The sequence below is a fragment of the Stenotrophomonas sp. Ps181 genome, assembly GCF_025697425.1.
GTDB lineage: Bacteria > Pseudomonadota > Gammaproteobacteria > Xanthomonadales > Xanthomonadaceae > Stenotrophomonas > Stenotrophomonas sepilia.
In genome coordinates this window covers 515,795-542,555 of record NZ_JAHWBI010000001.1, presented here as the reverse complement: position 1 = coordinate 542,555, position 26,761 = coordinate 515,795, and the positions used below count along the sequence as shown (strand labels likewise).

24 protein-coding genes are annotated in these 26,761 nt (G+C 66.5%); 13 read left to right on the top strand and 11 right to left on the bottom strand.

The features are described 5' to 3' along the window. Positions 1-49: 49 nt before the first annotated feature. From KXV01_RS02490 to KXV01_RS02480, 3 genes are read right to left on the bottom strand one after another with little or no spacing between them, the layout of a single operon-like run. On the bottom strand, positions 50-1,162 hold the full coding sequence (locus tag KXV01_RS02490; RefSeq protein ID WP_099495033.1) for an ABC transporter permease: 1,113 nt from the start codon (positions 1,160-1,162) through the stop codon (positions 50-52). Further along, a complete protein-coding gene (locus tag KXV01_RS02485) occupies positions 1,159-2,082 on the bottom strand; it encodes an ABC transporter ATP-binding protein (protein ID WP_099495034.1) in 924 nt (307 codons plus the stop codon). Before KXV01_RS02485 ends, KXV01_RS02490 begins: the two co-directional genes overlap by 4 nt. A 20-nt stretch (positions 2,083-2,102) precedes the next feature. Beyond that, on the bottom strand, positions 2,103-3,059 hold the full coding sequence (locus tag KXV01_RS02480) for an HlyD family efflux transporter periplasmic adaptor subunit (RefSeq protein WP_099495035.1): 957 nt from the start codon (positions 3,057-3,059) through the stop codon (positions 2,103-2,105). Between the two features lie 441 nt (positions 3,060-3,500). Here KXV01_RS02480 and KXV01_RS02475 point away from each other — a divergent pair, with 441 nt between their 5' ends. From KXV01_RS02475 to KXV01_RS02440, 8 genes are all read left to right on the top strand, one after another. Then, a complete protein-coding gene (locus KXV01_RS02475; protein WP_005415936.1) occupies positions 3,501-4,487 on the top strand; it encodes a PhoH family protein in 987 nt (328 codons plus the stop codon). Further along, on the top strand, positions 4,484-4,969 hold the full coding sequence (gene ybeY / locus KXV01_RS02470; RefSeq protein WP_061478510.1) for an rRNA maturation RNase YbeY: 486 nt from the start codon (positions 4,484-4,486) through the stop codon (positions 4,967-4,969). The genes KXV01_RS02475 and ybeY overlap by 4 nt, the downstream gene beginning before the upstream one ends. Before the next feature lie 48 nt (positions 4,970-5,017). Further along, positions 5,018-5,626 (top strand): hypothetical protein, encoded by a 609-nt coding sequence (locus tag KXV01_RS02465; protein WP_111096501.1) that lies wholly within the window; start codon positions 5,018-5,020, stop codon positions 5,624-5,626. Positions 5,627-5,701: 75 nt separating this feature from the next. After that, the gene (locus KXV01_RS02460) at positions 5,702-6,313 is read left to right on the top strand and encodes a hypothetical protein (RefSeq protein ID WP_111096500.1); all 612 of its coding nucleotides are present in this window, start codon (positions 5,702-5,704) and stop codon (positions 6,311-6,313) included. Between the two features lie 54 nt (positions 6,314-6,367). Then, positions 6,368-6,898, top strand: a complete 531-nt coding sequence (locus KXV01_RS02455; RefSeq protein ID WP_111096499.1) for a hypothetical protein — start codon at positions 6,368-6,370, stop codon at positions 6,896-6,898. A 64-nt stretch (positions 6,899-6,962) separates the two neighbouring features. Further along, positions 6,963-7,844, top strand: a complete 882-nt coding sequence (locus KXV01_RS02450; protein WP_005408827.1) for a transporter associated domain-containing protein — start codon at positions 6,963-6,965, stop codon at positions 7,842-7,844. Then, positions 7,841-9,097: a DUF4105 domain-containing protein gene (locus tag KXV01_RS02445; protein WP_049412058.1), complete on the top strand. Its 1,257-nt coding sequence runs from the start codon at positions 7,841-7,843 to the stop codon at positions 9,095-9,097. Before KXV01_RS02450 ends, KXV01_RS02445 begins: the two co-directional genes overlap by 4 nt. A gap of 6 nt (positions 9,098-9,103) precedes the next feature. Then, a complete protein-coding gene (locus tag KXV01_RS02440; protein WP_049412061.1) occupies positions 9,104-10,126 on the top strand; it encodes a magnesium and cobalt transport protein CorA in 1,023 nt (340 codons plus the stop codon). Positions 10,127-10,201: 75 nt separating this feature from the next. Here KXV01_RS02440 and KXV01_RS02435 read toward each other — a convergent pair whose 3' ends face one another. From KXV01_RS02435 to potA, 4 genes are all read right to left on the bottom strand, one after another. Continuing rightward, on the bottom strand, positions 10,202-11,566 hold the full coding sequence (locus tag KXV01_RS02435; protein ID WP_049412065.1) for an NAD-dependent succinate-semialdehyde dehydrogenase: 1,365 nt from the start codon (positions 11,564-11,566) through the stop codon (positions 10,202-10,204). A gap of 83 nt (positions 11,567-11,649) precedes the next feature. Further along, positions 11,650-12,492, bottom strand: a complete 843-nt coding sequence (locus tag KXV01_RS02430) for an ABC transporter permease subunit (RefSeq protein ID WP_019659047.1) — start codon at positions 12,490-12,492, stop codon at positions 11,650-11,652. Further along, positions 12,489-13,421, bottom strand: coding sequence for an ABC transporter permease subunit (locus KXV01_RS02425; protein ID WP_049412069.1), 933 nt, complete (start codon positions 13,419-13,421; stop codon positions 12,489-12,491). The genes KXV01_RS02430 and KXV01_RS02425 overlap by 4 nt, the downstream gene beginning before the upstream one ends. Continuing rightward, positions 13,418-14,554, bottom strand: a complete 1,137-nt coding sequence (potA, locus tag KXV01_RS02420) for a polyamine ABC transporter ATP-binding protein (protein WP_049412072.1) — start codon at positions 14,552-14,554, stop codon at positions 13,418-13,420. The genes KXV01_RS02425 and potA overlap by 4 nt, the downstream gene beginning before the upstream one ends. 291 nt (positions 14,555-14,845) lie before the next feature. Here potA and KXV01_RS02415 point away from each other — a divergent pair, with 291 nt between their 5' ends. Next, positions 14,846-16,228, top strand: a complete 1,383-nt coding sequence (locus tag KXV01_RS02415; protein WP_263467494.1) for an NAD(P)-binding domain-containing protein — start codon at positions 14,846-14,848, stop codon at positions 16,226-16,228. A gap of 38 nt (positions 16,229-16,266) precedes the next feature. On the opposite strand, the gene KXV01_RS02410 is transcribed toward KXV01_RS02415, so the two are convergent. The 3 genes from KXV01_RS02410 to KXV01_RS02400 all read right to left on the bottom strand — a co-directional run bounded on the left by KXV01_RS02410 (position 16,267) and on the right by KXV01_RS02400 (position 19,623). After that, the gene (locus KXV01_RS02410; protein WP_019659050.1) at positions 16,267-17,376 is read right to left on the bottom strand and encodes a polyamine ABC transporter substrate-binding protein; all 1,110 of its coding nucleotides are present in this window, start codon (positions 17,374-17,376) and stop codon (positions 16,267-16,269) included. A gap of 91 nt (positions 17,377-17,467) precedes the next feature. Further along, on the bottom strand, positions 17,468-18,865 hold the full coding sequence (locus KXV01_RS02405) for a glutamine synthetase family protein (protein ID WP_049416306.1): 1,398 nt from the start codon (positions 18,863-18,865) through the stop codon (positions 17,468-17,470). After that, complete coding sequence (locus KXV01_RS02400) at positions 18,862-19,623, bottom strand: gamma-glutamyl-gamma-aminobutyrate hydrolase family protein (RefSeq protein WP_049416308.1); 762 nt, start codon at positions 19,621-19,623, stop codon at positions 18,862-18,864. Before KXV01_RS02400 ends, KXV01_RS02405 begins: the two co-directional genes overlap by 4 nt. Before the next feature lie 161 nt (positions 19,624-19,784). Between KXV01_RS02400 and KXV01_RS02395 the strand changes: the two genes are divergently transcribed. The 3 genes from KXV01_RS02395 to KXV01_RS02385 all read left to right on the top strand — a co-directional run bounded on the left by KXV01_RS02395 (position 19,785) and on the right by KXV01_RS02385 (position 24,518). Next, positions 19,785-21,062: an FAD-binding oxidoreductase gene (locus KXV01_RS02395; protein ID WP_049416311.1), complete on the top strand. Its 1,278-nt coding sequence runs from the start codon at positions 19,785-19,787 to the stop codon at positions 21,060-21,062. Positions 21,063-21,143: 81 nt separating this feature from the next. After that, positions 21,144-22,748 carry an MASE1 domain-containing protein gene (locus KXV01_RS02390; RefSeq protein ID WP_049416316.1) on the top strand — a complete coding sequence of 535 codons (1,605 nt, stop codon included), beginning with the start codon at positions 21,144-21,146 and terminating at the stop codon, positions 22,746-22,748. A gap of 189 nt (positions 22,749-22,937) precedes the next feature. Continuing rightward, positions 22,938-24,518 (top strand): MASE1 domain-containing protein, encoded by a 1,581-nt coding sequence (locus KXV01_RS02385; protein ID WP_053091789.1) that lies wholly within the window; start codon positions 22,938-22,940, stop codon positions 24,516-24,518. A gap of 112 nt (positions 24,519-24,630) precedes the next feature. Here KXV01_RS02385 and KXV01_RS02380 read toward each other — a convergent pair whose 3' ends face one another. Continuing rightward, entirely contained in the window at positions 24,631-25,056 is a 426-nt protein-coding gene (locus tag KXV01_RS02380) for a hypothetical protein (RefSeq protein ID WP_240458977.1), read from the bottom strand. 355 nt (positions 25,057-25,411) lie between these two features. Between KXV01_RS02380 and KXV01_RS02375 the strand changes: the two genes are divergently transcribed. After that, positions 25,412-26,755, top strand: coding sequence for a diguanylate cyclase (locus tag KXV01_RS02375; protein ID WP_049416322.1), 1,344 nt, complete (start codon positions 25,412-25,414; stop codon positions 26,753-26,755). Positions 26,756-26,761: the final 6 nt, after the last annotated feature.

The window sequence follows — 26,761 nt, the reverse complement described above, 5'->3', positions numbered from 1 at the left end:
CCACCGGAAATGTTGCCGGCCAGCGGCCGGCACTACCGAATGACAGGCCTCAATCCAGGCGCTTGCGGAAGCGCAGGATCGCCAGCGCCATCATCACCACGATGAAGGCCAGCAGCGCCAGTGCGTCGTGCCATAGCTCCCACAGCGAGGCGCCGCGCAGCATGATGCCTCGCACCAGGCGCAGGAAGTGGGTCAGCGGCAGCACTTCGGCCAGCCACTGCACCGGTCTCGGCATGCCGGCGAACGGGAACATGAAACCCGACAGCAGGATCGACGGCAGAAACAGGAACAGCGTCATCTGCATCGCCTGGAACTGCGAACGCGCTCGCGTGGAGATCAGCAGGCCCAGCGCGAGGTTGGCCAGCACCAGCAGCACCGCGGCCAGGTAGATGTCCAGCAGGCTGCCGCGGATCGGCACCTGGAACAGCCAGGTGCCCAGCACCAGCACCAGCGTGGTCTGCAGCAGACCGATCGCTGCATAGGGCAGCACCTTGCCGACCATCAGTTCGCTGCGCGATACCGGCGTGGCGATCAGCAGTTCCATGTTGCCGCGCTCGCGTTCGCGCACCACCGCCACCGCCGTGAACATCACCAGGGTCATGGTCAGGATCACCCCGATCAGGCCGGGCACGATGTTCACCGCCGAGCGCCGCTGCGGGTTGTAGAAGCTGGTCACGCTGATTGGACCACCGGCGATGCTGCCTTCGCGCAGTGGCCGCGTGTTGCTGGTCGGGCGCGTGTCCAACGGCATCTGCGCCAGCTGGATCGCCGCGCTCTGCACCACGGTGTCGCTGCCATCGACCAGCACCTGCACTGCTTCGCGACCGTCGAAGCGGCGACGCTCAAAGTCGGCCGGCACCACGATGCCGACGCTGATCTCGCCGCGGCGCAGCGCCTGCATCAGCTGGTCCGGGCTGTACGCTTCAGTACGCGGCGTGATCACCCCGGTGGCGACCATGTCCTGCACCAGCGCGCGTGAGGCGGCGCTGTTGGCCTGGTCGGCGATACCCGCATCGAGGTGGCGCAGGTTGAGGTTGATCGCATACCCGAACAGCAGCAGCTGCATCACCGGAATGCCGACGATCATCGCCAGCGTGATGCGGTCGCGGCGCAGCTGCCGCAGCTCCTTGAGCATGATCGCCCACAGCCTGCGCAGGTTCATGCCGCCCGCTCCCTGCCACGGCCGCGGGTGGCGGCCACGAACACGTCCTCCAGGTTCGGCGCCACGGTTTCGACGTGCGCCTGCGGGTCGGCGCTGGCCAGCGCGCGCCGCAGCGCCGCGACATCGGCTGCGCCCTCATTGCACAGCACGCGCAGATGGGTGCCGATCTGCGCCACGCTCAGCACGCCGGGCAGCTTTGCCAGCACGCGGCTGGCCTGGCGTGGCTGCGATGACGTGACCTGCAGCGTGCGTCCTTGCAGCCGTGAACAGAGCTCGGCCGGCGTGCCATCGGCCACCAGTGCGCCGCGATCAAGGATCGCCAGGCGATGGCAGCGCTCGGCTTCGTCCATGTAATGGGTCGACACCAGCACCGTGGTTCCCGCGTCGGCCAGTTCGAACAGGGCCTCCCAGAAATCGCGGCGCGACTCGGGATCGACCGCGCTGGTCGGCTCGTCCAGGAACAGCAGTTCGGGCGAATGCACCACGGCGCCGGCCAGGGCCAGGCGCTGCTTCTGCCCGCCGCTGAGCGTACCGGCCAGCTGCGGCTGCCGGTCCTGCAACCGGTACTGCTGCAGCAGCGCATCGACCCGTTGCCGGGCCTGGTTGCGTGGCAGGTCCTGGATGGCGGCGAGGAATTCCAGGTTCTCGCGTACCGACAGGTCTTCGTACAGCGAGAAGCGCTGGGTCATGTAGCCGATGCGCCGGCGCAGTGCTTCGGCCTGCTCGGGAACCGCCAGGCCCAGCACCTCGATCTGCCCCGCACTGGGTTCCAGCAGGCCGCACAGCATGCGGATGGTGGTCGACTTGCCTGACCCGTTCGGGCCCAGGAAGCCGTACACCTGCCCGCGCGGGACGGTCAGGTCGACGTTGTCCACGGCCAGCAGTTCACCGAAGCGGCGGGTCAGGCCCTGCGCATGCACCGCGATGTCCGCACCGGTGTTCAGAAGCGCACCTGCACCGGCAGCCCGGCCGGAAGCTTCTGCATGTCGCTGGCTGCATCCACTTCGATCTCGGCCAGGTAGCTCAGCCGTTCGACGTCGTCGCCGGTGAACGCGTAGTACGGAGTGAACGAGGGCTCGCTGCGGATTGAGCGCACGTGTCCCTTCAGCACGGTGCTGCCGCCTTCCAGCTGTACCTGCGCGGCCTGCCCGACCTTGACCTTCAGGCGCAGCGGCTGCGGAAGATAGACGCGCGCGTAGGGGCGCTCGCCAACCAGCATCACCGCCAGCGGCGCCCCGATCGGTGCCTGGTCACCCTGCCGGTAGGGCAGGGCATCGACCACACCATCACGTGGCGCGCGCAGCTGCAGCTTCTGCAGGTTGACGCCCTGCACCCGCTCCTGTGCCTGCGCGGCATCAGCGGCCGCCTGGCCCTGTGCGATGTCCTGCGCGCGGCTGCCATGCACCCGCTCCAGCCAGGCCTGCTCGGCAGCCCGCACGCTGGCCTCGGCATGGCCGGCCGCCGCCCGTGCACGGTCCAGCTCGGCGGCGGCGATCAGGCGCTGGCGTGCCAATGGTTGCACCCGACGATGGTAGGCAGTGGCTTCAGCAGACTGCGCGCGCAACGCGGCCAGTTGTGCCTGGGCCTGTGCGATCTGTTCCTGGCGCGGGCCGATCTTCAGCTCTTCCAGCTGAGCCTGCGCGCGCGCCGTGTCGGCCTGCGCCGCAGCGAACTGCGCGTCGCCGCGGGCGGGGTCGAGCTGCATCAGCACGGCCCCGGCCTTGACCCGCTGGCCCTCGCGCACCTCCACCGTGGCGATCACCTCGGCCGCCGGCGCCGGCACCGTGATCCGGTCCCACTCCAGCGTGCCCAGCGCCGTTGGCGTTGACTGCCCACAGCCGGCCAGCAGGCCGATGCCCGCCAGTCCGAGTCCACGCATCCCGTTGCCGATGCCCATGCCATCCCCTCCTGCGACGGCGACACGGTGCCACCTGCCCCGTGCACCCCCAATGATTCCGATCAGCCCTGACGGTTTTTTCGCCACGCGCGGGCAAGCCTTTTGCTGCAAGGTTCCTCGCCACCTATCCACAGCTTGATTCAGCATCATTCCACAGCCGGTGTGGAGAACCGGACGGGGGCGGCCGTACTGGGTGCCTGGCAGCGGAAGATGCGCTGCCGTCACAGGAGCCGGCCGACCGTGACGGTTTTTTCACCACCGCCTCATACGCCTTGTGGCACAAGCACTGCGAAGGACTATCCACAGCTTTTCGCGCCCCCCGTCCACACCAGGTGTGGAAAACCGCGTATCGGCCCGCCGCTGGCCGCATGCCCGGTACGCGCGTAACCTTGTCACCCCGAGTCCATCGCGGTGGACGGCGACCCCGCCCCACCCCAAGCAATGAAAAGCATCGATCATCGAGACTTCACCCTGTCGCCGGAAGACAACGAGCGACTGGCCAACCTGTGCGGCCCCTTCGACGGGCACCTGCGCCAGATCGAGCTGAAGCTCGGCGTGGAGATCGCCAATCGTGGCTTCGTGTTCCGCATCAGCGGGCCCAATGAAGCCATCGTGGAGGCGCAGAAGCTGGTTGAAGCGCTGTACGCCGAAGCCGGCGAAACCACCTTCGACAACCACGCCATCCACCTGCGCCTGGCGCAGGCCAACGTCGAGCAGATCGCCGAGCGCTCCTACGAAGCGCAGGACGTGGCGATCAAGGTCAAGCGCGGCACGGTGCGCGGCCGTGGCGCCAACCAGGGCCGCTACCTGCACCAGATCGCCACGCATGACATCAACTTCGGCATCGGCCCGGCGGGAACCGGCAAGACCTTCCTGGCCGTGGCCAGCGCGGTCGAAGCACTGAACGAGTCGCGGGTGCAGCGCCTGATCCTGGTGCGCCCGGCGGTGGAAGCCGGCGAGAAGCTGGGCTTCCTGCCCGGCGACCTGAGCCAGAAGGTCGACCCCTACCTGCGACCGCTGTACGACGCCCTGTACGAGATGATGGGCGTGGAGAAGGTGGTCAAGCTGCTGGAGAAGAACGTCATCGAGATCGCGCCGCTGGCCTACATGCGCGGCCGCACGCTCAACGATGCGTTCGTGATCCTGGACGAGGCGCAGAACACCACCATCGAGCAGATGAAGATGTTCCTGACCCGCCTGGGCTACGGCTCCACCGCGGTGGTCACCGGTGACCTGACCCAGACCGACCTGCCCAAGCACGTGAAGTCCGGCCTGCGCGACGCCATCGATGTGCTGCGCGAGGTCGAGGGCGTCAGCTTCACCTTCTTCGAATCCCGCGACGTGGTCCGGCATCCGCTGGTGGCGCGCATCGTCAGCGCCTACGACCGCCGCGACCTGCATCAGATCCAGCCTGGAGCAACGCCATGACCCGTGGTCCCGTGCGACTGGACGTCGCCGTCAGTTATGCCCTGCCACGTACCGGGCTGCCGGCGGCCGTGAGCTTCCGCAAGTGGGTGGCCGCTGCGTTGAAGGGCCGCATCCGTGAGGCCGACCTGGCCATCCGCGTGGTCGATGCCAAGGAGGGGCAGTCGCTGAACCGTCATTACCGTGGCAAGGACTACGCCACCAACGTGCTCAGCTTCCCGGCCGAAGTGCCCGAAGGCCTGCCCAAGGGCGTCAAGTTCCCGCTGCTCGGCGACCTGGTGATCTGCGCACCGGTGGTGGCACGGGAGGCCGACGAGCAGGGCAAGGCGCTCAACGCCCACTACGCGCACCTGACCGTGCACGGCGTACTGCACCTGCTCGGCTGGGACCACGAGGATGACAAGGAAGCCGAGGCGATGGAGCAGCTCGAGCGCGACATCCTGGCCGAGCTCGGCATCGCCGATCCCTACGCGGGCGAGCGCTGACACCGGGCTCTGTTCCGAACCCACGCACTCACGGAAGAGGAGCGCAGCATGACCCTGGCCGCACTTGTGCTTGCCGCGCTACTGCAGTCCGCGGCAGGCCTGATGCCCGATCCTGACCGTCCCTCACCGTTCCCCACCAGCGACAGCGAGGCCGACATCGCCGCAAAGATCGCCGAACTACGGGCGTTCTTCGGCAGCAGCGAGCGCGACACCCGCAATATCGTCGCCACTGCCCAGCAACGGGCGCTGATCGAGCGCCTGGAAGCGCGGCACGCGGCACGTCTGGCCGGCATCTGGGTGGACAATGCGAGGGGCTGGAACGTTGTGGTGCGACTGACAGGCGCCGCAGCCGAGGCCGATGAGACACATCCAGGGGCGGATGGCCCGCAACGCGTGCGCTACATCACCGGCGCCGCGATGACCGAAGCGGAGATGCAGCGCCGCCTGCACGCACAGCGGGACTGGCTGCTGGCCCAGCTGCCCGACCTGTTCGGCTATAGCCTGGACGTCAAGGCCGGAGAGCTGGAGGTTGAGCTGCGGGATACCCCAGCCAACCGCGCGACGGCGGCGGCCGTACGCGACCACCTGCAGGTGCAGCTGGGCTACCCGGTCAGGCTGCGCTGGTACCCAGCGACCACGCGCTGGAATCCGCCTTGACTGCGCCCGGGCTGGAACGCCAGCCCATGCGCTGCGCTATTGTTCAACACCGGCCAGGACGCGGAAGGAAAAAGGATGAACCCAGGGTACGGTTTCACGACGATCATGATGGCTGCCGGTCTTTTCGCCACTGTCCTGGTGCTGGGCGCGCATGCCGTGCGCCGTGTCAGTGCACGCGACCCCAGCGGGCAGCACTGGCTGCTGCGCACGCTGGCACTGCTGTCACCGGCGTGCGTCATTGCCAGCCTGGCGGTCGGCGTGATCGGGCCTCAGCTGCTGCAACAGCGGCACGAAATGAGCACCACGATGGGCCTGGTGACGAGCGCGCTGCTGCTGATGCTGATGGGCGCGCTCACCGCGCCGGTGGCCTGGCGCGTGGTGGTCCAGCAGCGCCTGCGGCGCTCAGCGGCGACCCTGCCGTTCTTCCATGCGTCAACCGCCTCACTCTGGCTGTTGTACGCGCTCTGCGCGATGTACATGCCACTGGCGAAGGCCGCCGAACCGGCACTGATGCCCTGGTTCGAACAATCGGGCCTGCTGCCGTTGGCGGCCCGCGGATTGGTCACGGTCCTCCACGCTTCGATGCAGGCGGTGCTGCTCACCCTGCCGGTGATGGGGCTACGCGCCCTGCTGACCCGCCGCAGCCGCAGCAGCAAGGCTGAGAGCCCGCCCCCGTCACCGTTATGATGTCCGGCCCGCCTGCGGAACCTGCCCGTGTCCCTGCGTTGCTGCCTGCCCCTGATGTGTGCCTTTGCGGTGCCTTCGGCCCCCGCCTCCAGTCTTGACCTGCCTGCCCTGATCGAATGCCGCCAGGGAGTGGCCGAGCAGGCCGCGCTGGCGCCCCTGCTGGCTGATCCATTGAAAGCCGTCGCCCACGGCCTGCAGCCGCTGCCCCAGAGCAACCAGTTCATGAGCGAGTACCGCCTGGCCCAGCCGATCAGGGTGTTCGGCGTGACCACCGAACGGGTGGCGGTGGCCGGCGCCAGCATCATGGCCATCCTCGACCAGGCCGACCCTCGGCCTCTGGCCAAGCGGCTGGAACTGGAGACCGGCTACGACCAGGACGGCAAGTTCATGGCTGGCCGCGAGCTGGTCAGCCGCGACGTGACCGACCCGAAGACCGGCGAGGCCCAGATCGAGTCGATCATCCTCAGCGTCTCCACCGTAGCCTCCCACCCTGGCAAGACCCTGGCCGGCTGCACCTACAGCCTGGACCTGCCCGAAGAGGAGCCGGCCCCGACCGCCCCTGCCCCGGCCACCGGTAGTCACTGACAGGCCGCCACATCCTGCTAGACTTGAGCCAACGCCCGGCCTGCCGGGTGCCTTTTTTCCAGAGATGTCAGAAGACGACAGTAGTAGCTCCCCTGCGGAGCACAGTGAAAAGAAGCGCGGCTGGCTTGAACGCCTGACCTCGGCCTTCTCCGGCGAACCCCATACCCGCGACGAGCTGGTCGCTGTCCTGCACACCGCGCAGGAAGAGGGGCTGATCGCCGCCGATACCCTGAAGATGATGGAAGGCGCCATTTCGGTGGCCGAGCTGACCGTGGGCGACGTGATGATTTCGCGCTCGCAGATGGTCTCGCTGCCGGTTGAAGCGCCCTTCCTGGAACTGATGAAGCAGGTGGTCGAATCCGGCCATTCACGCTTCCCGGTGCACGGCGAGAACAAGGACGACATCCTTGGCATCCTGCTGGCCAAGGATCTGCTGCGCGGTGTGGTTGCCGACAACGGTCCGGCCAACGTGCGCGAGCTGCTGCGCCCGGCGGTGCTGATTCCGGAGGCGAAGAAGCTCAACGTGCTGCTGAAGGAATTCCGCCTGTCGCGCAACCACATGGCCATCGTGGTGGACGAGTACGGCGGTGTCGCCGGCCTGGTCACCATCGAGGACGTGCTGGAACAGATCGTCGGCGAGATCGACGACGAGCATGACGAGGCCGAGGATCCGTCCGCGCAGATCGCCATCCAGTCCGACGGCCAGTACGTGGTCGACGCGCTGACCCCGATCGGCGACTTCAACGAGCGCTTCGGTGCCACCTTCTCCGATGAGGACTACGACACCATCGGTGGCCTGGTCACCGAGGCCGTGGGCCATCTTCCGGAAGTCGGCGATGAGCTGGCGCTGGACCGCTTCATGTTCCGCGTGGCCCGCGCCGATGCGCGCCGGGTTCAGGCCTTCCACGTGACCGTGCTGCCGCCGGACGCGCAGGACGACGCTTGAAGCGCCGCGGTCTGATCCTGACGGCGTGGCTGGCACTGTGTGTGCTGGCCTTGGCCATGGCCCTGCCACTGGCCGCCTTCGCGCAGCCGGCGGCAGCCGTGCCCGCACCTGCCACCGCCGACGCCGAGGCCCCCGCCCCGCGCATCGGCGTGGTGACCATGCAGCCGGGCACCGTGTTCTTCGAACGCTTCGGGCATGACGCCATCGTCGTGGTCGATCCGGCCAGTGGCGAAGCGACCTCGTACAACTTCGGCTACTTCGATCCGTCCGAGGACGACTTCATCAGCCGCTTCGTGCGCGGCGACATGATGTATTACCTGGTGGCGCTGCCGCTGCAGCAGGACCTGTCGTACTACGACGAGACCGGCCGCGGTGCCAGCGTGCAGTGGCTGGACCTGCGCCCCGACCAGGCGCGTGCCCTGGCCGCTGACCTGGCCGAGCGGGCCAAGCCGGAAAACGCGCGCTACCACTACGACTACTACACCGCCAACTGCGCCACGATGGTACGCGACACGGTGGACAAGGCACTGGGCGGTGGCCTGCAGTCGCAGTTGTCGGGGCGTTCGCGCGGCAACACCTACCGCAGCGAATCAGTGCGCCTGGCCTCACCGGCGCCGTGGATGTGGCTGGGCTTCGATGTCGGCCTGGGGCCGTTCGCCGACCAGCCGCTGTCGCGCTGGCAGGAAGCGTTCGTGCCGATGCGCCTGGCCGATGCGCTGCGCCAGGCTCGCAACAGTGATGGCCGGCCGCTGGTGCAGTCCGAACAGGAACTGCTGCCGCACCGCATTGATCCGGAGCCGAAGGAGTTCGCGCGTCGCTGGTGGCCGTGGCTGCTGCTTGGTCTGGTCGTGGCCGGCGGCGTGCTGGCGCTGCGCAACCGCCCGCGCCTGCTGGCCGGGCTGGCCCTGCCGTTCTGGCTGTTGTGCGCCATCGCCGGCAGCCTGCTGGTGTTCCTGTGGGGCTTCAGCACCCACTACGCCGCCTGGGCCAACCGCAACCTGCTGCTGCTTTCGCCGCTGGCCGTGCTGCTGCTGCCCGGAGCAGTCAGCCTGCTGCGCCGGCGCGCGCCGGGGCGCATGTTCAGGATCGTGGTGTGGCTGCTGGCGGTACAGGCCGTGGCCGCGCTGGTGCTGCACTGGCTGAGCCTGCAGGCCCAGTACAACGTGCAGTGGATCGTGCTGCTGTTGCCCGTGCACGCGGCACTGGCCTGGGTGTTGGGGCGCCGTCCTCACTTGTCCGAAACACGGCGCTGACGCACGATGGCGGGCATGTCATTGCCCGCCTCCGCTTCCGCCCCTGCTTCAGCCAACCCTGCCTGCGTCATCAACTGCGTCCACTACGATGACGAGGGCATACGCCACGACATCAGCCTGGACGCCATCAGCGATGTCATTGCCAGTGGCAATGGCTTCGTGTGGGTCGGCCTGTACGATCCCAACGACGATGTACTGCTGAAGCTGCAGGAAGAATTCTGCCTGCACGACCTGGCCATCGAGGACGCGCGAAACGCGCACCAGCGGCCCAAGGTCGAGACCTACGGCAATTCGATGTTCGTGGTGGTGACCACCGCGCAGATGGTCGACGAGCGCATCCAGTATGGCGAAACCCATGCCTTCCTCGGCCCGCGCTTCCTGGTAACGGTGCGCCACGGCGCCTCGCTGTCCTACGCGCCGGTACGTGCTCGGGTCGAGCGTGAGCCGCAGCTGCTGAAGATGGGCCCGTCGTACTGCCTGTACGCGGTGACCGACTTCGTGGTCGACAATTACCTGCCGATCATGCACCGCTTCCGCGACACCCTGGACCTGCTGGAAAAGGACATCTTCGCCGAGAACTACAAGCGCAGCACCGTGGTGCGCCTGTACGAGCTCAAGCGCGAACTGAACAAGATGCGGATGGCGGTGGCGCCGCTGCAGGATGTGCTGGCCCAGCTGCGCCGTTACCAGGGCGAGCTGGTTCCGGACGAAGTGAAGCTGTACATCCGTGACGTGCACGATCACGCGGTACGCATCAGCGATGTGATCGACACCCTGCGCGAGATGCTGGGCACCGCGCTCAGCGTGAACCTGTCGCTGGTGACGCTGGCGCAGGGCGAGACGGTCAAGCGCCTCGGTGCGTGGGCTGCGCTGCTGGCGGCACCGACGCTGATCACCAGCTGGTACGGGATGAACTTCAGCCACATGCCGGAGCTGAGCGAACCGTGGGCCTACCCACTGATGATCGTTGGTGTGGGCGGCGTCTGCGTGGGCCTGTACCGGTTGTTCAAGCGCGCGAAGTGGTTGTGACCCGCTGCTGGTAGTGCCGGCCGCTGGCCGGCAACCAGGGCAATGCCGGCCAGCGGCCGGCACCACCATTCGGCATCAAGCCACGTAAACGGTCTTGATGTTCATGAACTCATGGATGCCGTGGTCGGCCAGTTCCCGGCCAAAGCCAGACTGCTTGCTGCCGCCGAACGGCAGCCGCGCATCGCTCTTGACGATCGCGTTGACGAACGCGGCGCCGCATTCCATGCGTTGCGCAAAGGCTTCGCCGCGCACCGGATCGCGCGTCCACACGCTGCCGCCCAGGCCGAAGCGGGTGTCGTTGGCCACGCGCAGTGCCTCGCCCTCATCAGCGACCCGGATCACCGCAGCCACCGGACCGAACAGTTCCTCGTCGTAGGCCGGCATGCCCGGGCCGACCTGGTCGAGTACCGTGGCCGGATAGCCGGCATGGGTGCCGGCAATCGGCTCGCCGCCTATCAGCACCCGTGCACCCTTGGCCACGCTGGCCTGTACCTGCTTGTGCAGTTCATCGCGCAGATCGGCACGGGCCATCGGCGCCAGCGTGGTGCCCCGCTCATCGGGGTCGCCGTACTGGCGCTCGGCCGCAGCTTCAACGAAGCGACGGGTGAATTCATCGGCCACCGCCTCGACCACAATGAACCGCTTGGCCGCGATGCAGGTCTGCCCACTGTTGTCGAAGCGCGACTTCACCGCTGCCGCAACCGTCTTGTCGAGGTCGGCATCGTCGAGCACCACGAAGGCATCGCTGCCCCCCAGCTCCATCACCGACTTCTTCAACTGGCTGCCGGCGTTGGAGGCGATCGAGCGCCCTGCCCGCTCGCTGCCGGTCAGCGTCACCGCCTTCACCCGTGCGTCGCGCAACACGTCGGCGGCCTGATCGTTGTCGATGTGCAGCACGTCGAACACGCCGTCCGGCAGGCCGCCATCACGGCACACCGCCAGGATCAGGTCGGCACACTGCGGTACGTTGCTGGCGTGCTTGAGCAGCGCCACGTTGCCGGCCATGAACGCCGGTGCGAGGAAGCGGAACACCTGCCAGACCGGGAAATTCCACGGCATCACCGCGAACACGCAGCCGATCGGCTCGTAGCGCACATAGCTGCGCTGGGCTTCGGTGTCGATCAGCTGCGGCTTGAGATAGTCGGCCGCGTGGTCGGCATAGTACTCGCAGGCCGCCGCGCACTTGTCGACCTCGGCCAGGGCCTCGGCCTTGAGCTTGCCCATCTCGTGGGTCATCGCCTGCTGCAGATCGTCGCGACGCGTACGCAGCTGCGCGGCGATCCCGCGCAGGATGGCGCCGCGGTCCTGTAGCGAGCGATCGGCCCACCCCGGAAATGCATCGGCAGCGGCCTGCAGGCGCTGCTCGATGTCGGCAGCGCCCATCAGTTCATGGCGGTAGGTCACCTGGCCGGTGGCCGGGTCGACGATCTCGACGGTCATAAGGGATCTCCATCAGGAAGACCCCCATTGTGCGCCGCCGGCCGTGAGCCGGGTGTTGCCGGCGCTGTCGACGGACCGTGTACTCAGCCGTTGTCCTGCCGCGCCAGCTGCAGGTCGCGCTGGCGCCGCTTTTCGGCGCGGGCATTGATGTACCAGCCGATCACCGCAGCGATCGATACCGCCGACACCAGCAGCGTGGCCAGTGCATTGATCTTCGGGCTGATGCCCATGCGCACCGACGCGAACACCTTCATCGGCAGCGTGGTCGAGCCCGGCGTGGCGACGAAGCTGGCCACCACCACGTCATCCAGCGACAGGGTGAACGCCAGCAGCCAGCCCGCCACCAGCGCCGGCGCGATGATCGGCAGGGTAATGCGGGTGAACACGGTCAGCCGGCTGGCGCCCAGGTCCATCGCCGCCTCTTCCAGCGACAGGTCCATTTCCTGCAGGCGCGAAGACACCACCACGGTGACGAAGCACAGGGTGAAGGTGACGTGCGCGATCCAGATGGTGGCCAGGCCGCGCGCCGGGAAGCCCGGAATCGCGCCCATCGAGGCCAGCAGCGCCATCAGCGAGAAGCCCAGGATCACATCCGGCATCACCAGCGGCGCGGTGACCAGCGCACCGAACAGCGGCTTGCCACGGAAGCGCTTGAAGCGGGTCATCACCATCGCCGCCAGCGTGCCCAGCACGGTGGCGGTACAGGCGGTCCAGAACGCCACCACCAGGCTGGTCCACATCGCCTCCATCAGCGCGCGGTCGGCGAACAGGTCGCTGTAGGCGCGGGTGGAGAACCCGGCCCAGACCATCGCCAGCCGCGAGCTGTTGAACGAATAGAACATCAACAGCAGGATCGGCAGGTACAGAAAAGCGAAGCCGAGCAGCAGCACGCCCAGCGCCAAGCCTTTGCCGGTGCGCGGACTCATGCCTGCTTCCCTTCCAGCAGGCGCTGCTGGGAACGGTTGAACAGCAGGATCGGCACCAGCAGCAACAGGATCATCGCCACCGCCATCGCCGACGCACCCGGCCAGTTGCGGTTGTTGAAGAACTCGTTCCACAGCTGGCGGCCGACCATCAGCGTCTCCGAGCCCCCCAGCATTTCCGGAATCACGAATTCACCCACCGCTGGAATCATCACCAGCATGCAGCCGGCGATGATGCCGGCCTTCGACAGCGGCAGCGTGATGCGCAGGAAGGCCTGCCATGGCTTGGCACCGAGGTCGTAGGCCGCTTCCAGCAGGCGGTGGTCATGCTTGACCAGGTTGGCGTACAGCGGCAGCACCATGAACGGCAGGTAGCAGTAGACGATGCCGATGTAGGCGGCGGTCGGCGTATCGATCAACTGCAGTTTCGGCAGCCCCATCGACGTCATCAGCGCCTGCAGGCCGGTGAACTGCAGGAACTGGTCGAGCAGGCCGTTGCGGTCCAGGATCGCCTTCCACGCATACACTCGGATCAGGAACGAGGTCCACGATGGCAGTACCACCAGCATCATCGCCACGTTGCGCGCGGCCGGCGACAGGCGGGAAATGGCATAGGCCATCGGGTAGCCGATCAGCAGGGTCAGGAAGGTGGAGATGGCCGCGATCCTGATCGAGCTCAGGAAGGCCTGCGCATAGATCGAATCGCGGAACAGCGCCAGGTAGTTTTCCAGGTTCAGCTTCAGCGAGAAGCCGCCGTCGGCATACTGCAACAGCCAGGTGTACGGCGGCGAGCCGACCCGGCTGAGCGAGAAGCTGATCATCAGCACGATCAGGAACGGCACTGCGAAGAACAGCAGCAGCCACAGGTACGGAATGCCGATCACCGTGGCACGCAGCCCCGGCAGCCAGCGCTTCAGGCCGGCGACGCTCATGAGGTGAGCACCACGCCGTCATTGTCGCGCCAGTGCACCCACACCTCGTCGCCCCAGGTGAGGCCATCACTGGCCCAGCGCTGCGAGTTGGCAAAGTTGGCCAGCACCTTGGCGCCGCTGGGCAGGCGCACGTGATAGACCGAGTGACTGCCGAAGTAGGCGATGTCCTCGATCACGCCCTGCGCCTTGTTGGTGTGCCCTTCCGGCTCGTCCTTGCCGATCATCACCTTCTCCGGGCGCAGCGCGAATGCGACCGGCTGCCCTTCATAGCAGGTGATGCCATGGGCGATGTAGATCGGCGCCGGGAACAGCGGCGAGCGCACGGTGACGTACTCGGGCAGGTCCTCGTCGATCACTCCATCGAACAGGTTGACCGAACCGATGAACTCGGCAACGAAGCGGTTGGCCGGCTGCTCGTAGACCTCGTCCGGCTTGCCGACCTGCTGGATCCAGCCCGCATCCATCACCGCGATGCGGGTGGCCATGGTCATCGCTTCTTCCTGGTCGTGGGTGACCATCACGCAGGTCACGCCCGACGATTCGATGATGCTGACCAGTTCCAGCTGCATCTGCGAGCGCAGCTTCTTGTCCAGCGCGCCCATCGGCTCGTCCAGCAGCAGCAGCTTCGGCCCCTTGGCCAGCGACCGCGCCAGCGCCACGCGCTGCTGCTGGCCGCCGGACAGCTGGTGCGGCTTGCGCTTGCCCAGGTGGCCCATCTGCACCAGGTCCAGCATCTCGCCGACGCGCTTGCTGATCGCGTCCTTGCCCAGGCCATCCTGCTTCAGGCCGAAGGCGATGTTCTGCTCGACCGTCATGTGCGGGAACAGGGCATAGGACTGGAACATCATGTTGACCGGCCGCTGGTACGGCGGCAGCGCGTCCAGGCGCTGGCCATCGACGGTGATGCTGCCCTTGGTGGGCGTCTCGAAGCCGCCCAGGCAGCGCAGCAGGGTCGATTTACCACTGCCGGAGCCACCGAGCAGAGCAAAGATCTCGCCCTTGCGCACGTCCAGGTTGACGTCGTCGACGGCGACGAAACCGTCGAATTCCTTGCGCAAATCACGAATGGAGAGATAGCCGGGCGCACCGGTCGTGTCGACGACGGCGGCTACCGGCTGGGCTTCAACGGGCATGGGGGCTCCGGGAGCGGGCGGTGGACAGCGGCGGTCATTCTAACGGCCGGGGGCCGCAGGGGATATGACGGCAGTGGGTGGAAGCGGCCGCTGGCCCGCCCAGGGACCCCGACGCGTGTCGGTTTTCACCCGCCATGGTGGCCTGTCCGCCGGAAGGCCCGGCCCCTCCTCGACGCCCGGGCGGTCGACCCGGCCAGACACCACGGGCGGCAGCCCGATCTGCAACATTTTTCAGAACGGGATCCATTGAAAGCCCGGGGCATTCCCCGCGCAATGCCCCGGATCTAGGCCTTGCATGGACCGACCCTGGTGATTTCCCCGGACAGCCCCTCCCCTTTCCCGTCCTGCCTGCCGGACTCCCAGCCTGCAAGGCTGCCGCTGGTCATCATCGGCGCCGGCCAGGCCGGGTTGTCGCTCAGCGCGCTCCTGCAGGAGGCCGGCGTCGAGCATCGCGTGCTGGAGGCCGAAACCGTGGGCGCCAGCTGGCGGCGGCGCTGGGATTCGTTCCAGACCAACACCGCCAACGCGACCATGGCCCTGCATGGCCATGCCTATGCCGGGGATGACCCGGAAGGCTTCATGGGGGCCCCGGAAGTGATCCGACGGCTGCGCGACTATGCCGACGAGCGCGCATTGCCGATCAGCGAGGGGTGCGTGGTCCATCGGGTCGGGCCCGAGTCCGGTGGTTATGCCATCGACAGCAGCCGGGGGCTGATCCGTGCCCAGGCGGTGGTGGTCGCCACCGGTGAATACCGCCGGGCGCGGTTGCCCCGGGCCCCCTTCGCGCCCGCACCAGGCCTCACCGTGCTGCACTCCAGCGACTACCGCAGTCCCGGCCAGCTACCCGAGGGCGCGGTGCTGGTCATCGGCGGCGGCCAGTCCGGCGCACAGATCGCCCAGGACCTGTGCGACGTTGGTCGCAGCGTGTACTGGTCATTGGCCGATCGTCATTCGCACACCCGTCGGCTGCGCGGCAAGGACTCGATGACCTGGTGGGACATGGCCGGGCGCATCCATCAACACGTAAGCCAATCGGCGGCCGTACTGGCAGGCGAGCCGGACGCGCTGCGCAAGGCCCGCACCGCGGAGTTCCCGCTGATATCCGGCAAGGGCGGCGCCGGCCTGGGCAGTTCGATCAGCCTGCTCGCCATGCACCGCGCAGGGATCAGGTTGCTGGGCCGGTTGCAGGAATTCAATGGGAACACCGCCCGCTTCGCCGATGTCCGCCCGCAACTTCGCACCGCGATCGAGGCGACGCGCGCCGAGTACGCCTATCTCGATTCGCTGGCCAGCGCGTACTACGCCACGCGGCCCGAGCCGCGCACCGACGATGCCCGCTACATTCCCGAAGAAGTCTACCTGCACTGGGACCCGGAACCGTCCCCGTGCGAGCTGGATCTGCAGGCCGCAGGTATCCGCTCGGTGGTGCTGGCCACCGGTTTCGTCGCCGAATGGCCCTGGCTCGACGTGCAGGGCGTGCTGGATGCACACGGCTATCCGCTTGGCGACTTCGGTGTTTCCCCGCAGCCGGGGCTGTTCTTCATCGGCATGCACAACCTGCAGCGGATGAGTTCGTCGTTCCTGTGCAACGGCGGCCGCGACGCACGCGACCTGCTGCCGGCCATCCTGCAGCACCTTGGCCGAAGCGGGAGTACCGGCTTCGGCGCAGGTTAAGGGAGCCGCCGGGCAAGGCCCGGCGGCGCCAGACCGGCTCAGCGGCCGGTCTTCACCTCGGTCCACAGCCGGGTGTAGAGCTTGTCGGTCTCCGGCGTGTTGATCGAGTAGGTGAACATCTTCTCGGCCACGTCGGCCGGCGGGTAGATGGTCGGGTCGGTGCGGATCGCCTCGTCCACCAGCGGCGTCGCGGTCGGGATCGGGTTGGCGTAGTGGATGAAGTTGGTATTGGCCGCGGCGACCTTCGGTTCCAGCAGGTAGTTGATGAACCTGTACGCCGCTTCCGGGTGCTTGGCGTCCTTCGGGATCGCCAGCATGTCGAACCACTGCGGCGCACCTTCCTTCGGGATCGAATAGGCCACGTGCACGCCATTGCTGGCTTCCTCGGCGCGGTCGCGGGCCTGGATGATGTCACCGGACCAGCCGACCACCAGGCAGGTGCCGCCGTTGGCCAGCGAGCCGACGTACTGCGAGGAGTGGAAATTCTGCACGTACGGGCGGATCGACTTCAGCAGGTCGGCCGCCTTCTGCAGCTCGGCCGGGTCGCCGCTGTGCGGGTCCAGGCCCAGGTAATGCAGCGCGATCGGGATCATGTCGGCCGGCGTGTCCAGGATGGTCACGCCGCAGTCCTTCATCTTGCTGATGTTCTCCGGCTTGAACACCAGGTCCCAGCTGTTGGCGATGTCGGTGCTGCCGCCGAAGCGCTGCTTCAGCATGTCCACGTTGTAGCCGATGCCGGTGGTGCCGATCATGTACGGCACGCCGTACTGGTTGCCCGGGTCCTGGGTGGCGATGCGCTTCATCACCGCCGGATCGAGGTTGGCCAGGTTCGGGATCTTGCTCTTGTCCAGCGGCAGGAACACGCCGGCCTGGATCTGGCGGCCGAAGAAGTTCAGGGTCGGCACCACCACGTCGTAGCCGCTGTTGCCGGCCAGCAGCTTGGTCTCGACCATCTCATCGCTGTCGAATACATCGTAGGTCACCTTGATGCCGCTCTCCTTCTCGAAGGTCGGAATGGTGTCCTCGGCGATGTAATCGCTGTAGTTGTAGACGTTCAGGACCTGGCTGTCCTGCGCGCCGCCGTTGCCACCGCCACAGGCGGCAAGCATGGCGGAGGCCAGGCCGAGCGTGAGGATACGCAGCTTCATCGGGTGCTCCAGAATGCGGGAAGGGGGGCCGGCGGGGCCGGCGACGGGTGCCAGCCTACCCCCCGGCGGCGGATTTTTCTATTCCGGATGCTCAGACGTTCAGCAGCAGGAACTCGCGCTCCCACGAGCTGATGACGCGGAAAAAGGTCTCGTATTCCTTGCGCTTGACCGAGATGTAGGCGCGGCAGAAACGCTCGCCCAGCAGGGCCTGGAGCTCGCTGCACTGCTCCAACCCGTCCAGCGCCTCGCCCAGCGAGCGCGGCAGGTTGTAGCCCAGTTCCTTCGCGCTGCCGGTCACCGGCGCGTCCGGCGCCAGCCGCTCGCGGATGCCGAGCAGGCCGCAGGCCAGGGTGGCCGCCATTGCCAGGTACGGGTTGGCGTCGGAACCGGCGAACCGGCTCTCCACGCGCATGTTTTCCGGTGTATCCAGCGGCACGCGCAGGCCGCAGGTGCGGTTGTCGAAGCCCCAGTGCACGTTGCTCGGCGAGACTTCGCCGAACACCAGCCGGCGGTAGGAATTCACGTTCGGCGCGAAGAACGCCATCGCCTGCGGCGCGTACTTCTGCAGGCCGCCCAGGTAATGGCCGAACACCGGGCTGAACTCGCCCTCGGCATCGGTCTCGCCAGCGAACACATTGCTGCCATCGCTCACCCGCACCAGGCTCTGGTGGATGTGCATGGCACTGCCCGGCTCGTTCTCCATCGGCTTGGCCAGGAACGTGGCGTAGACCCCGTGGCGCATCGCCGCCTCGCGCATGGTGCGCTTGAACAGGAACACCTGGTCGGCCAGGTCCATCGCATCGGCATGGGTGAAATTGACCTCCAGCTGCGCTGCGCCGGATTCGTGGATCAGCGTGTCCACATCCAGCTTCATCGCATCGGCGTAGTCGTACATCAGGTCGAGGATCGGGTCGAACTCGTTGACCGCGTCGATCGAGTACGACTGCCGCGCGGTCTCCGGGCGCCCCGAGCGGCCGGCCGGTGGCAGCAGCGGGAAGTCCGGGTCGGTGTTCTTCTGCACCAGGAAGAACTCCAGCTCCGGCGCCACCACCGGGCGCAGGCCCAGTTCCGCATAAGCCGCCAGTACGCGGCGCAGCACGTTGCGCGGCGCAAGCTCGTGCGGTTCGCCGCTCTTGGTGTAGCAATCGTGGATGACCTGCGCGGTGGCATCGGCCGCCCACGGCACCATGCGCACCGTATCCGGGTCAGGGCGCAGCATCATGTCCGAGTCCGACGGCGAGGTCAGCTCGTAGTAGTCGTCGGGGAACTCGCCGGTGACGGTGGTGGCGAAAATGCCTTCCGGCAGGCGCGTGCCGTAGTCGTGCGAGAACTTGTCGGCAGGAATGATCTTGCCGCGGGCGTTGCCGGTGATGTCCGGCACCAGGCATTCCACCTCGGTGATGCGCCGCTCCTTCAGCCAGCGCAGCAGGCTGCTTTCCTGCGGTGCGGGGGGCGTGGCCGTCTTGCGCGGGCGCGTTCGGGAACTCATCGGGAATCCAGTCGGTTCTGTTGGTGCTGCCGGCAAGCTTGGCCGAACGCACGGAAAATAGCGTGATAGAACGGCGCCTGCGTGACACGCCACTCCGGATGCCACTGTACGCCGAGCACAAATCCATGGTGCAGGCTGCGCGCTGCCTCGACCAGTCCGTCATCGGCCATGGCCTCGACCTGCAGGCCCTGCGCGAGGCGGGCGATGCCCTGTCCGTGCACCGAGTTCACCTGCACGCGGTCGCTCCCCTGCCACCGCGACAGCCAGCCATCGGCGGCCAGGGTGACCGCGTGGGCCGGTCCGTACTGCACCTCCACCGGCGCCTGTGGGTCTTCGCGATGGTCAGCCAGGCCAGGCAACGCGTGTACCTGCGGATGCAGGCTGCCACCCAGCGCGACGTTCAACTCCTGGAAGCCGCGGCAGATCGCCAGCACTGGCAGGTCCAGCGCCAGCGCCTCGTGCAGCAGCGCGAAGGCATTGGCATCGCGGGCAGGGTCATGCGGATTGCCTGGCCAGCTGCGGCCGCCATCGTAGTGCTGCGGTTCGATATTGCTGACCGCGCCGGTCAACAGCAGGCCATCGAGCCCAACCAGCCAGTCGCTGGCCGGCAACGGTGGCTGCAGGCTCGGCAACACCACCGGCGTCACCTCGGCCGCCTCGGCCAGCGCGCGCACGTACTTCTCGCCGGCCACCGCGAAACGGTGGTGGCCGAGCACGGTGCTGTCGGTGGGCAGGCCCACCCAGGGCAGGCGGCGCATGGGAAGACTCCTTGGCGTGCGGACACGTTACCCGTCGCCTGGCAACGGCGGCAAGTCGCTGCCCTCACACCGCAGCTGCCACGCATCGGCGAAACTACGGGGGTGAACGCTGATCGACCTGCCCTGCTCCGCCCTCCCGCACTGCACCCGCGAGGCCTGCAGTGAGCGCCGCCTTTCCGCCCAGCTGGTATGCCGCCAGCCTGCCCGAACCATCCGCGCTGCCCTCATTGCAGGGGCAGGTGCAGGCCGACGTTGCGGTGCTGGGCGCCGGCTATACCGGCCTGACCGCCGCACTGGAACTGGCCGCGCGTGGCCAGCGCGTGGTGGTGCTGGACGCACAGCGGATCGGCTGGGGCGCGTCCGGCCGCAACGGTGGCCAGGCGCTGGTCGGCTATGGCTGCGAGGTGGACGAACTGGAGCGTCAGCTCGGCCGTAACGATGCGCGCCACCTGTTCGACTGGTCGCGCGGCGCGGTACAGGCGATGCGCAGGCGCATCGATCGCCTTGGTATCAACTGCCACTGGGTGGAGGGCCACGCCAGCGTCGCCATCCGCGAACGCCATGAGCGCGACCTGCGCGCCAACTGCGAGCATCTTCAGCGCCACTATGACTACCCGATGCAGTGGTGGGACCGTGATGCCCTGCGCGCACAGCTGGACAGCCCGCGCTACCGCGCCGCGATGTTCGATCCGCTCAGCGCGCACCTGCAGCCCCTGGCCTATGCCCGCGGACTGGCCGATGCGGCACGCGCGGCCGGCGTGGTGATCCACGAGCATTCGGCGGTCACCCGCGTGCAGCGCGGACCGCAGCCCACCCTGCATACCGCGCAGGGAAGCGTGCGCGCTGCGCATCTGGTGGTTGCCGGCAATGCCTGGCTGCAGGGCCTGCTGCCCGAGCTGGAACGCCGGATCATGCCGGTCGGCACCTATATCGGTGCCAGCGCGCCGCTGGGTGCCGAGCGCGCCCGTGCACTGATCGGCAACAACATGGCGGTGGCCGACACCGCCTGGGCACTGGATTACTTCCGCCTCAGCCACGACCACCGGCTGCTGTTCGGCGGCCGCGCCAGTTACTCGGCGCTGCCCCCACCCGGCCTGCGCGGGGTGATGCAGCGGCGCATGCACCAGGTCTTCCCGCAGCTGGCCGACGTGCCGCTGGAGCAGGTCTGGGGCGGCTACGTGGACATCACCCGCAACCGCGCCCCGCATTGGGGCCGGCTGGACGGCAACCTGTACTTCGCGCAGGGGTTCTCCGGCCATGGGGTGGCCGCCGCCGGGCTGGCCGGCGAGGTGATCGCCGCCGCGATTGCCGGCCAGAGCGAGCGCCTGGACGTGTTCCAGCGCCTGCGGCATGCGCCTTTCCCCGGCGGCCGGCTGCTGCGCATGCCGCTGCTGGTAGCGGCGATGTCCTGGTACAAGCTGCGGGATGCGTTGTGGTAGTGGAGCCATTGCCTGCCACATGACTTGATCCAATGCCGCCCTTTGTTTGCATAATCGGCGCAGGAGCTGGGGAGCACGTGGATGCAGTGGTGGAAGGACGGCCTGCTGGTGAGGATCCGGGTAAGCCCCGAAGGGCTGGCGCTGGCGTTCGTCTATGCGCTCGCCTGCTGGGCGGCGCGCATGCTGTCCCTGGACCAGTTTTTCCTGCCCGCCGGTGTGCGGGTGGCTGCCCTTCTCCTGTGCCCGCCCCGTCTCTGGCCCTATCTGCTGATCGGCGAGTACGCCTACTTCGCGCATCTGCGCATCCCCCTGCTGGGCAAGTACGGCCTGACCTGGGTGATCTGCGCATCGATCTTCCTGATGCCAACCGTGATGCTGATCGTGCGGCTGCACCGGAAACTGCTCGCACGCACCACCGTCGTGGGTGTAATTTCCATCGCAGTCTGCGCGGCTGCTGCGATCAGCCTGCTCAACCTGGGCATCTCCTCCCTGCTTTGGCCACCGTTGCGGGAAACGCCATTTCTCACCCACGTGTTGCGCTACGCGCTGGGCGACTTCACCGGCATCCTTATCCTGGCACCGCTGGCATTGCTGTGGATCCGTCGCGCCGAGGAACAATGGACGGCCCGGTCCGTTGCGGCCGTGACAGGTGCACTCGGAGCCATGCTGGTCATCGGCCTGCAGGCGACGCCAGTACCTGCATCGATCACCAGCCCGGGCTCGCTGCAGCTGCTGCTTATCCTGCCGATTCCAGCAATCGCCCTGACCTGCCTGCTGGGGTGGCGTGGAGCAGCCATTGGTGTTGCCGCCGTGAACATGATCCTGGGCATGAGCACACCGGCCGATCGCCCAGACGCGTTCGATGCCGCAACCTTCGCCACCCAGCAGGCCATGGCCATCGCCAGCGTCGCCCTGTTGCTGCTGGGTGCGCGCATCACCCACTTCCAGAACCAGCACCGGTTACGCGAGGAAGATGGCCGGGCGGCCCTGCAGCTTGCCCGCAACTCGCACCTGGCCAGCGAGATGGAATTGCGCGAACGGGCGGCGCATCTGCGCCAACTGGGCGATGGCATGGACCTGTCTCTGAACGAGATGGTGAATTGGCTGCACGCCCAGGGTCATCACGCCGTGGCCGACAGCCTGCGGCATACCTCGGAGGTGCATTCGCGCCTGTTCAGGGCCCAGGCCAGCATGATCTATCCCGCCGCCCTGGAACGACTGGGCTTGTATGTGGCACTGCAGGCAGGTGGAGTGCGCGAGGCTTGGGACGCCACCCATCGGATCGGGCGGCCCAGGTTGATGGGTGATCCCTGCCTGCTCGGCGTCGGCCTGCAGCTTGCGGCCTATCGACTCGTGGTTGACGCGGTATCACTGCTTCTGAAAAGCGAATCCGGACAGATTTCTGTCAGTATCCGCTGCGGAAACTTCATCCATAAGCCCGGCGTATTCATCTGCATTGCCCTCGTGGGCCGAAACGAATCATTGGGAACCCGGACCTTGGAACAAGCAAATGAGCATTTGCTGGGCCGAATCCTGGTGCATGGCGGCCACATGGACATCACGGGCAACAGGCTCAGGATCGTGTTGACGGAAGCACGGGGAGATTCCCGCCAGGCGGAGGCCAACCCAGCCCTGGGGGGAAGTATGAGATCCATCGATCCAGGCGCCCCACGGACCGCGACCTGACTCCCCCAAGGAAACGAGATGCAGATCACTACTCAAAAGTGATCTCTATTCGGCGCCCACCGCTTTCCTCTCCAGGACCGCGCGCCACCGAATGATTGCGCCCCCGTGCTTCTATCGATACTGTCACCCGATGGCGAGTTCAAGCAAGCAATGGGGCCGCCACCATGTCACGAGCAATGGAGGCTTGGGTTGAACTGGTGGAAAAGGGGAATTGAGCTGACGTTCCGCGTACGGCCCTTGGGGCTGGCGATTGCCGCGATGTACGCGATTGCCTGTTGGGCCGCCTGGCGGGTCTCTTTGGACCAGTTTTACCTGCCTGCCGGCATTCGTGTAGCGGCTTTGCTTGTGTGCCCACCTCGCCTCTGGCCCTACCTGCTCATTGGCGAATACGCGTTCTTCGCACAACTGCGCTACCCGCTGATAGATGAGTATGGACTTGCGTGGGTAATCCTGGGTTCGGCGTTCCTGCTGCCAGCCGTAGCGCTGGTTGTGTATGCGCATCGAAAATTCATGACTGCAAAGGCAGATGGATGGCTGCTTTCAGTCGCAGTTTCAGCCGCCGTGATTGCCACTGCCTTGAAGCTTGGGCTGTCTCACCTGCTTTCAGAGAGCCCTTCAAGCGTGCCGATTGCGACAAGGGCTGTGCGCTTCGCCCTCGGTGACTACATTGCCATTCTGACCGTCGCACCGCTCGCGGTTCTCTGGAGCAGACGCCACGCAATGTACGAATGGAGGCTCTGGCGCTCCCCTCCCACACTCGCTGCTCTTGCAGTGATGCTGGGGCTCGGCCTGGTTACCGCAATGGCCCCCGGCCTGTCGGATGCGAGCAAAACGAGTCTGCAGTTGACCATGGCACTGCCCGTGATCGTGTTGACATGCATCCATGGCTGGCAGGGAGCGGCCATTGGTGTTCCCCTGTTGAATATTCTCATTGCGGTGGTCACTCCTACATCCGGCCTCCTTGGCTCATACGATGAGAGAACGTTCACAACGCAGCAGCTGATTGCCATTGCAGGAACGGGGTTGCTGGCACTCGGTTCCCGGATCACCCGGCACTATCACCAGCGGGGACGTAGAGACGCAGACGGACACCAGACCGCTCGGCTATCAAGGTCAGCTCATATGGCGAGCGAGATGGATCTGCGGGAGCGCGCCCTGGATCTCAGGAGAATTGCGGATGGCATTGAAGTTTCCTTGAACAAGACGGTCGACTTGTTGAAGACACACGGCCATCACTCGCCGGCGCTGGATCTGCTTCTCACGTCCACCGCGCATTCCCGCCAGTTCCGCGAATTGACCAGCATGGTATATCCGACCGAAGTAGAGCACGTCGGGCTCTACCTGGCCCTGCAGGTCAGCGGCATTCGCGAAAGCTGGGATCAGACACACAGGGTCACATCTCCCATCCTGACCGGGGATCCCTGCAGATTGAGCATTGCTTTGCAACTGGCGGCCTACCGTACGCTCACCGAGGCCGTTTCATTGCTGCTCAAACAGGAACAAGGACAGATCCAGATACATGCTCGTTGCGGGCGACTGAAAGGGCAACAAGGAATTCTGCTCAGGATTGCGCTACTGGACCGTGATCGCGAGCTGCTCGTCGACACCACAAGGCTGGCTATTGAACGCCTGAGTTCGCGTGCACAAGCCTATGGGGGAAAAGTGCACTGCGAACGGAACCGCGTGCGTGTGCTGCTTCTGGAAACAGCGACCAGCAACGCGCAAAGCAGCATGCAAGCTGCCTGGACAAGCCGAGTGGACATCGCCTGACTGTCGCCAGCCACCAGAACGCAAGGCCCGGACGATCAGATCATCGCAGGAGCCGGCTCCCCGGCTCCTGCTTCGTCGATGTGCCCCGTCGTGGCGGCCGCGAAGAGTGTCCTCAGCCTGGAGCATCCACGGATTCGACGGCCCATACAGCGCTCGCGCCTTCTCCATAGACAACCAACGAGAACTGGGCGCTCTGGAACACCACGCGTCGGACGCTCTTTTCGGGCAGACGCAGTCGATGCGAAGGCAAAGATACCTTTGCAGCGCTGTTGCCCGCTGGAAGCGTCCAGAACGTCGCATCGACATTTCCCACGATAAGGACGACCTGTCCCGAGAGATCGTTCACCTGGTAGTAACTGATCCCATCGCGTTCAAATCCATAAACAAGCCAGTTTGGGTTCGAACTCAGATTCGTGGCTGCCGGCAGAGCCTCCCCCAGACCGCTCTGAGCCATATGGATTCCGTTGTCTCCACTCGGGCAACACGCCGATGCGCTGAAAGCGGACATGGAAAGCAGGACAGCGGCAGGCAGCAACACTCGCAATTCAGAAAATCTCACGCTCACCCCCATGGATGGTTGGAAGGACAACTCCAGGCAATTCCGTTTCGCCACCCGGCGACTGGATGGCTCTCGACCTCGCTTGAAGGGATCCTTCGTTCGGCGCAGTCGTGCCCAAGACACCAGTAGGGATGGCGCAACCCAGCATAACCACGCCGCACTGCAAGCGCCATGAAGGGAATTGCTTCCAGACCTGACCGTGTCTCCCAGGGATGCCCGGTACCCCCACCAGGACCGTGCAGGGCAGATCTGTCCGCAACCAAAGGCTCCGCTAAAGTTACACCCGAAACCGCCGCTATCCGTGCCGAGCCCCTCCCTCGTGAGCCACCGCATCATGCCCGTGCTGCCGCAGGCCGCCGTCGATGGCGACCTGGCCGATCCGCTGCCGCAGCGGATCCTGCTGGTCGAAAACTCCCGTGCGTTCACCGGCATGCTGCGCGAAGCCATCGAGCAGCGCCTGGAACTGCCGGTGGTGATCGCCTCCACCCTGGCCGAGGCCGACCGGCTGCTCAGCGAAGGCGGGGGCTGGTTCCTGGTGCTGACCGGACTGGTGCTGGCCGACGGCGACCGCGATGCAGTGGTCGAGTTCTTCCTCAAGCGCGACCTGCCGACGGTGGTGGTCAGCGGCGTTTACGACGAGGACCTGCGCAAGCGCGTACTGCAGCAACAGATCATCGACTACGTGCTGAAGAATACCCCGGGCAGCATCGACTACCTGGTGTGGCTGGTGCAGCGGCTGGAACGCAACCGACGCATCGCCGCGCTGGTGGTGGACGATTCGCCGTCCGCGCGTGGCTATGCCGCCGCCCTGCTGCGCATGTATGGGCATGAGGTGCACGAAGCCGCCGACGGCAACGAGGGCCTGGCTGCCATCGAGGCGCATCCGGCGATCCGCCTGGCGGTGGTCGACCAGGAAATGCCCGGCATGCAGGGTGTGGAATTCACCCGTCGCCTGCGCACCCTGCGCTCGCGCGACAAGGTGGCGGTGATCGGCATCTCCGGCAATACCGACGCCTCATTGATCCCGCGCTTCCTGAAGAACGGCGCCAACGATTTCCTGCGCAAGCCGTTCTCGCGCGAGGAGTTCTTCTGCCGCGTCTCGCAGAACGTGGACCAGCTGGAACTGATCGGCACCCTGCAGGACCTGGCCACCCGCGACTTCCTTACCGGCCTGCCCAACCGCCGCTTCTTCCTGGAGCAGAGCCAGCGTCAGCTGCCGCAGCTGCAGCTGCACGGCCAATGCGTGGCGGTGGCGATGATCGACATCGACCACTTCAAGCACATCAACGACACCCATGGCCATGAAGCAGGCGACGACGCGCTGCGCGCGGTGGCCGGCGCGGTGACCGCGCATGCACGCAGCCACGACCTGATCGCGCGCTTCGGCGGCGAGGAGTTCTGCCTGCTGGTGCCGGACATGGAACAGGACGAGGCGCTGCTGTACTTCGAGGAGCTGCGCCAGCGCATCGCCGCACTGGAGGTGGACATCGGCACCGCTACCCTGCGCATGACGGTCAGCATCGGCCTGTGCTGCCTGCGCCCGCAGCGCGATGCGCTGCACCGGCTGATCTCCGAGGCCGACCGCCAGCTGTACCTGGCCAAGGCCGGTGGCCGCAATCGGGTCAGCTGCACCACGGTGGCCAGCCCGCTGCGTCCACGCGAGCCTGCGCTGACCTGACCGGCT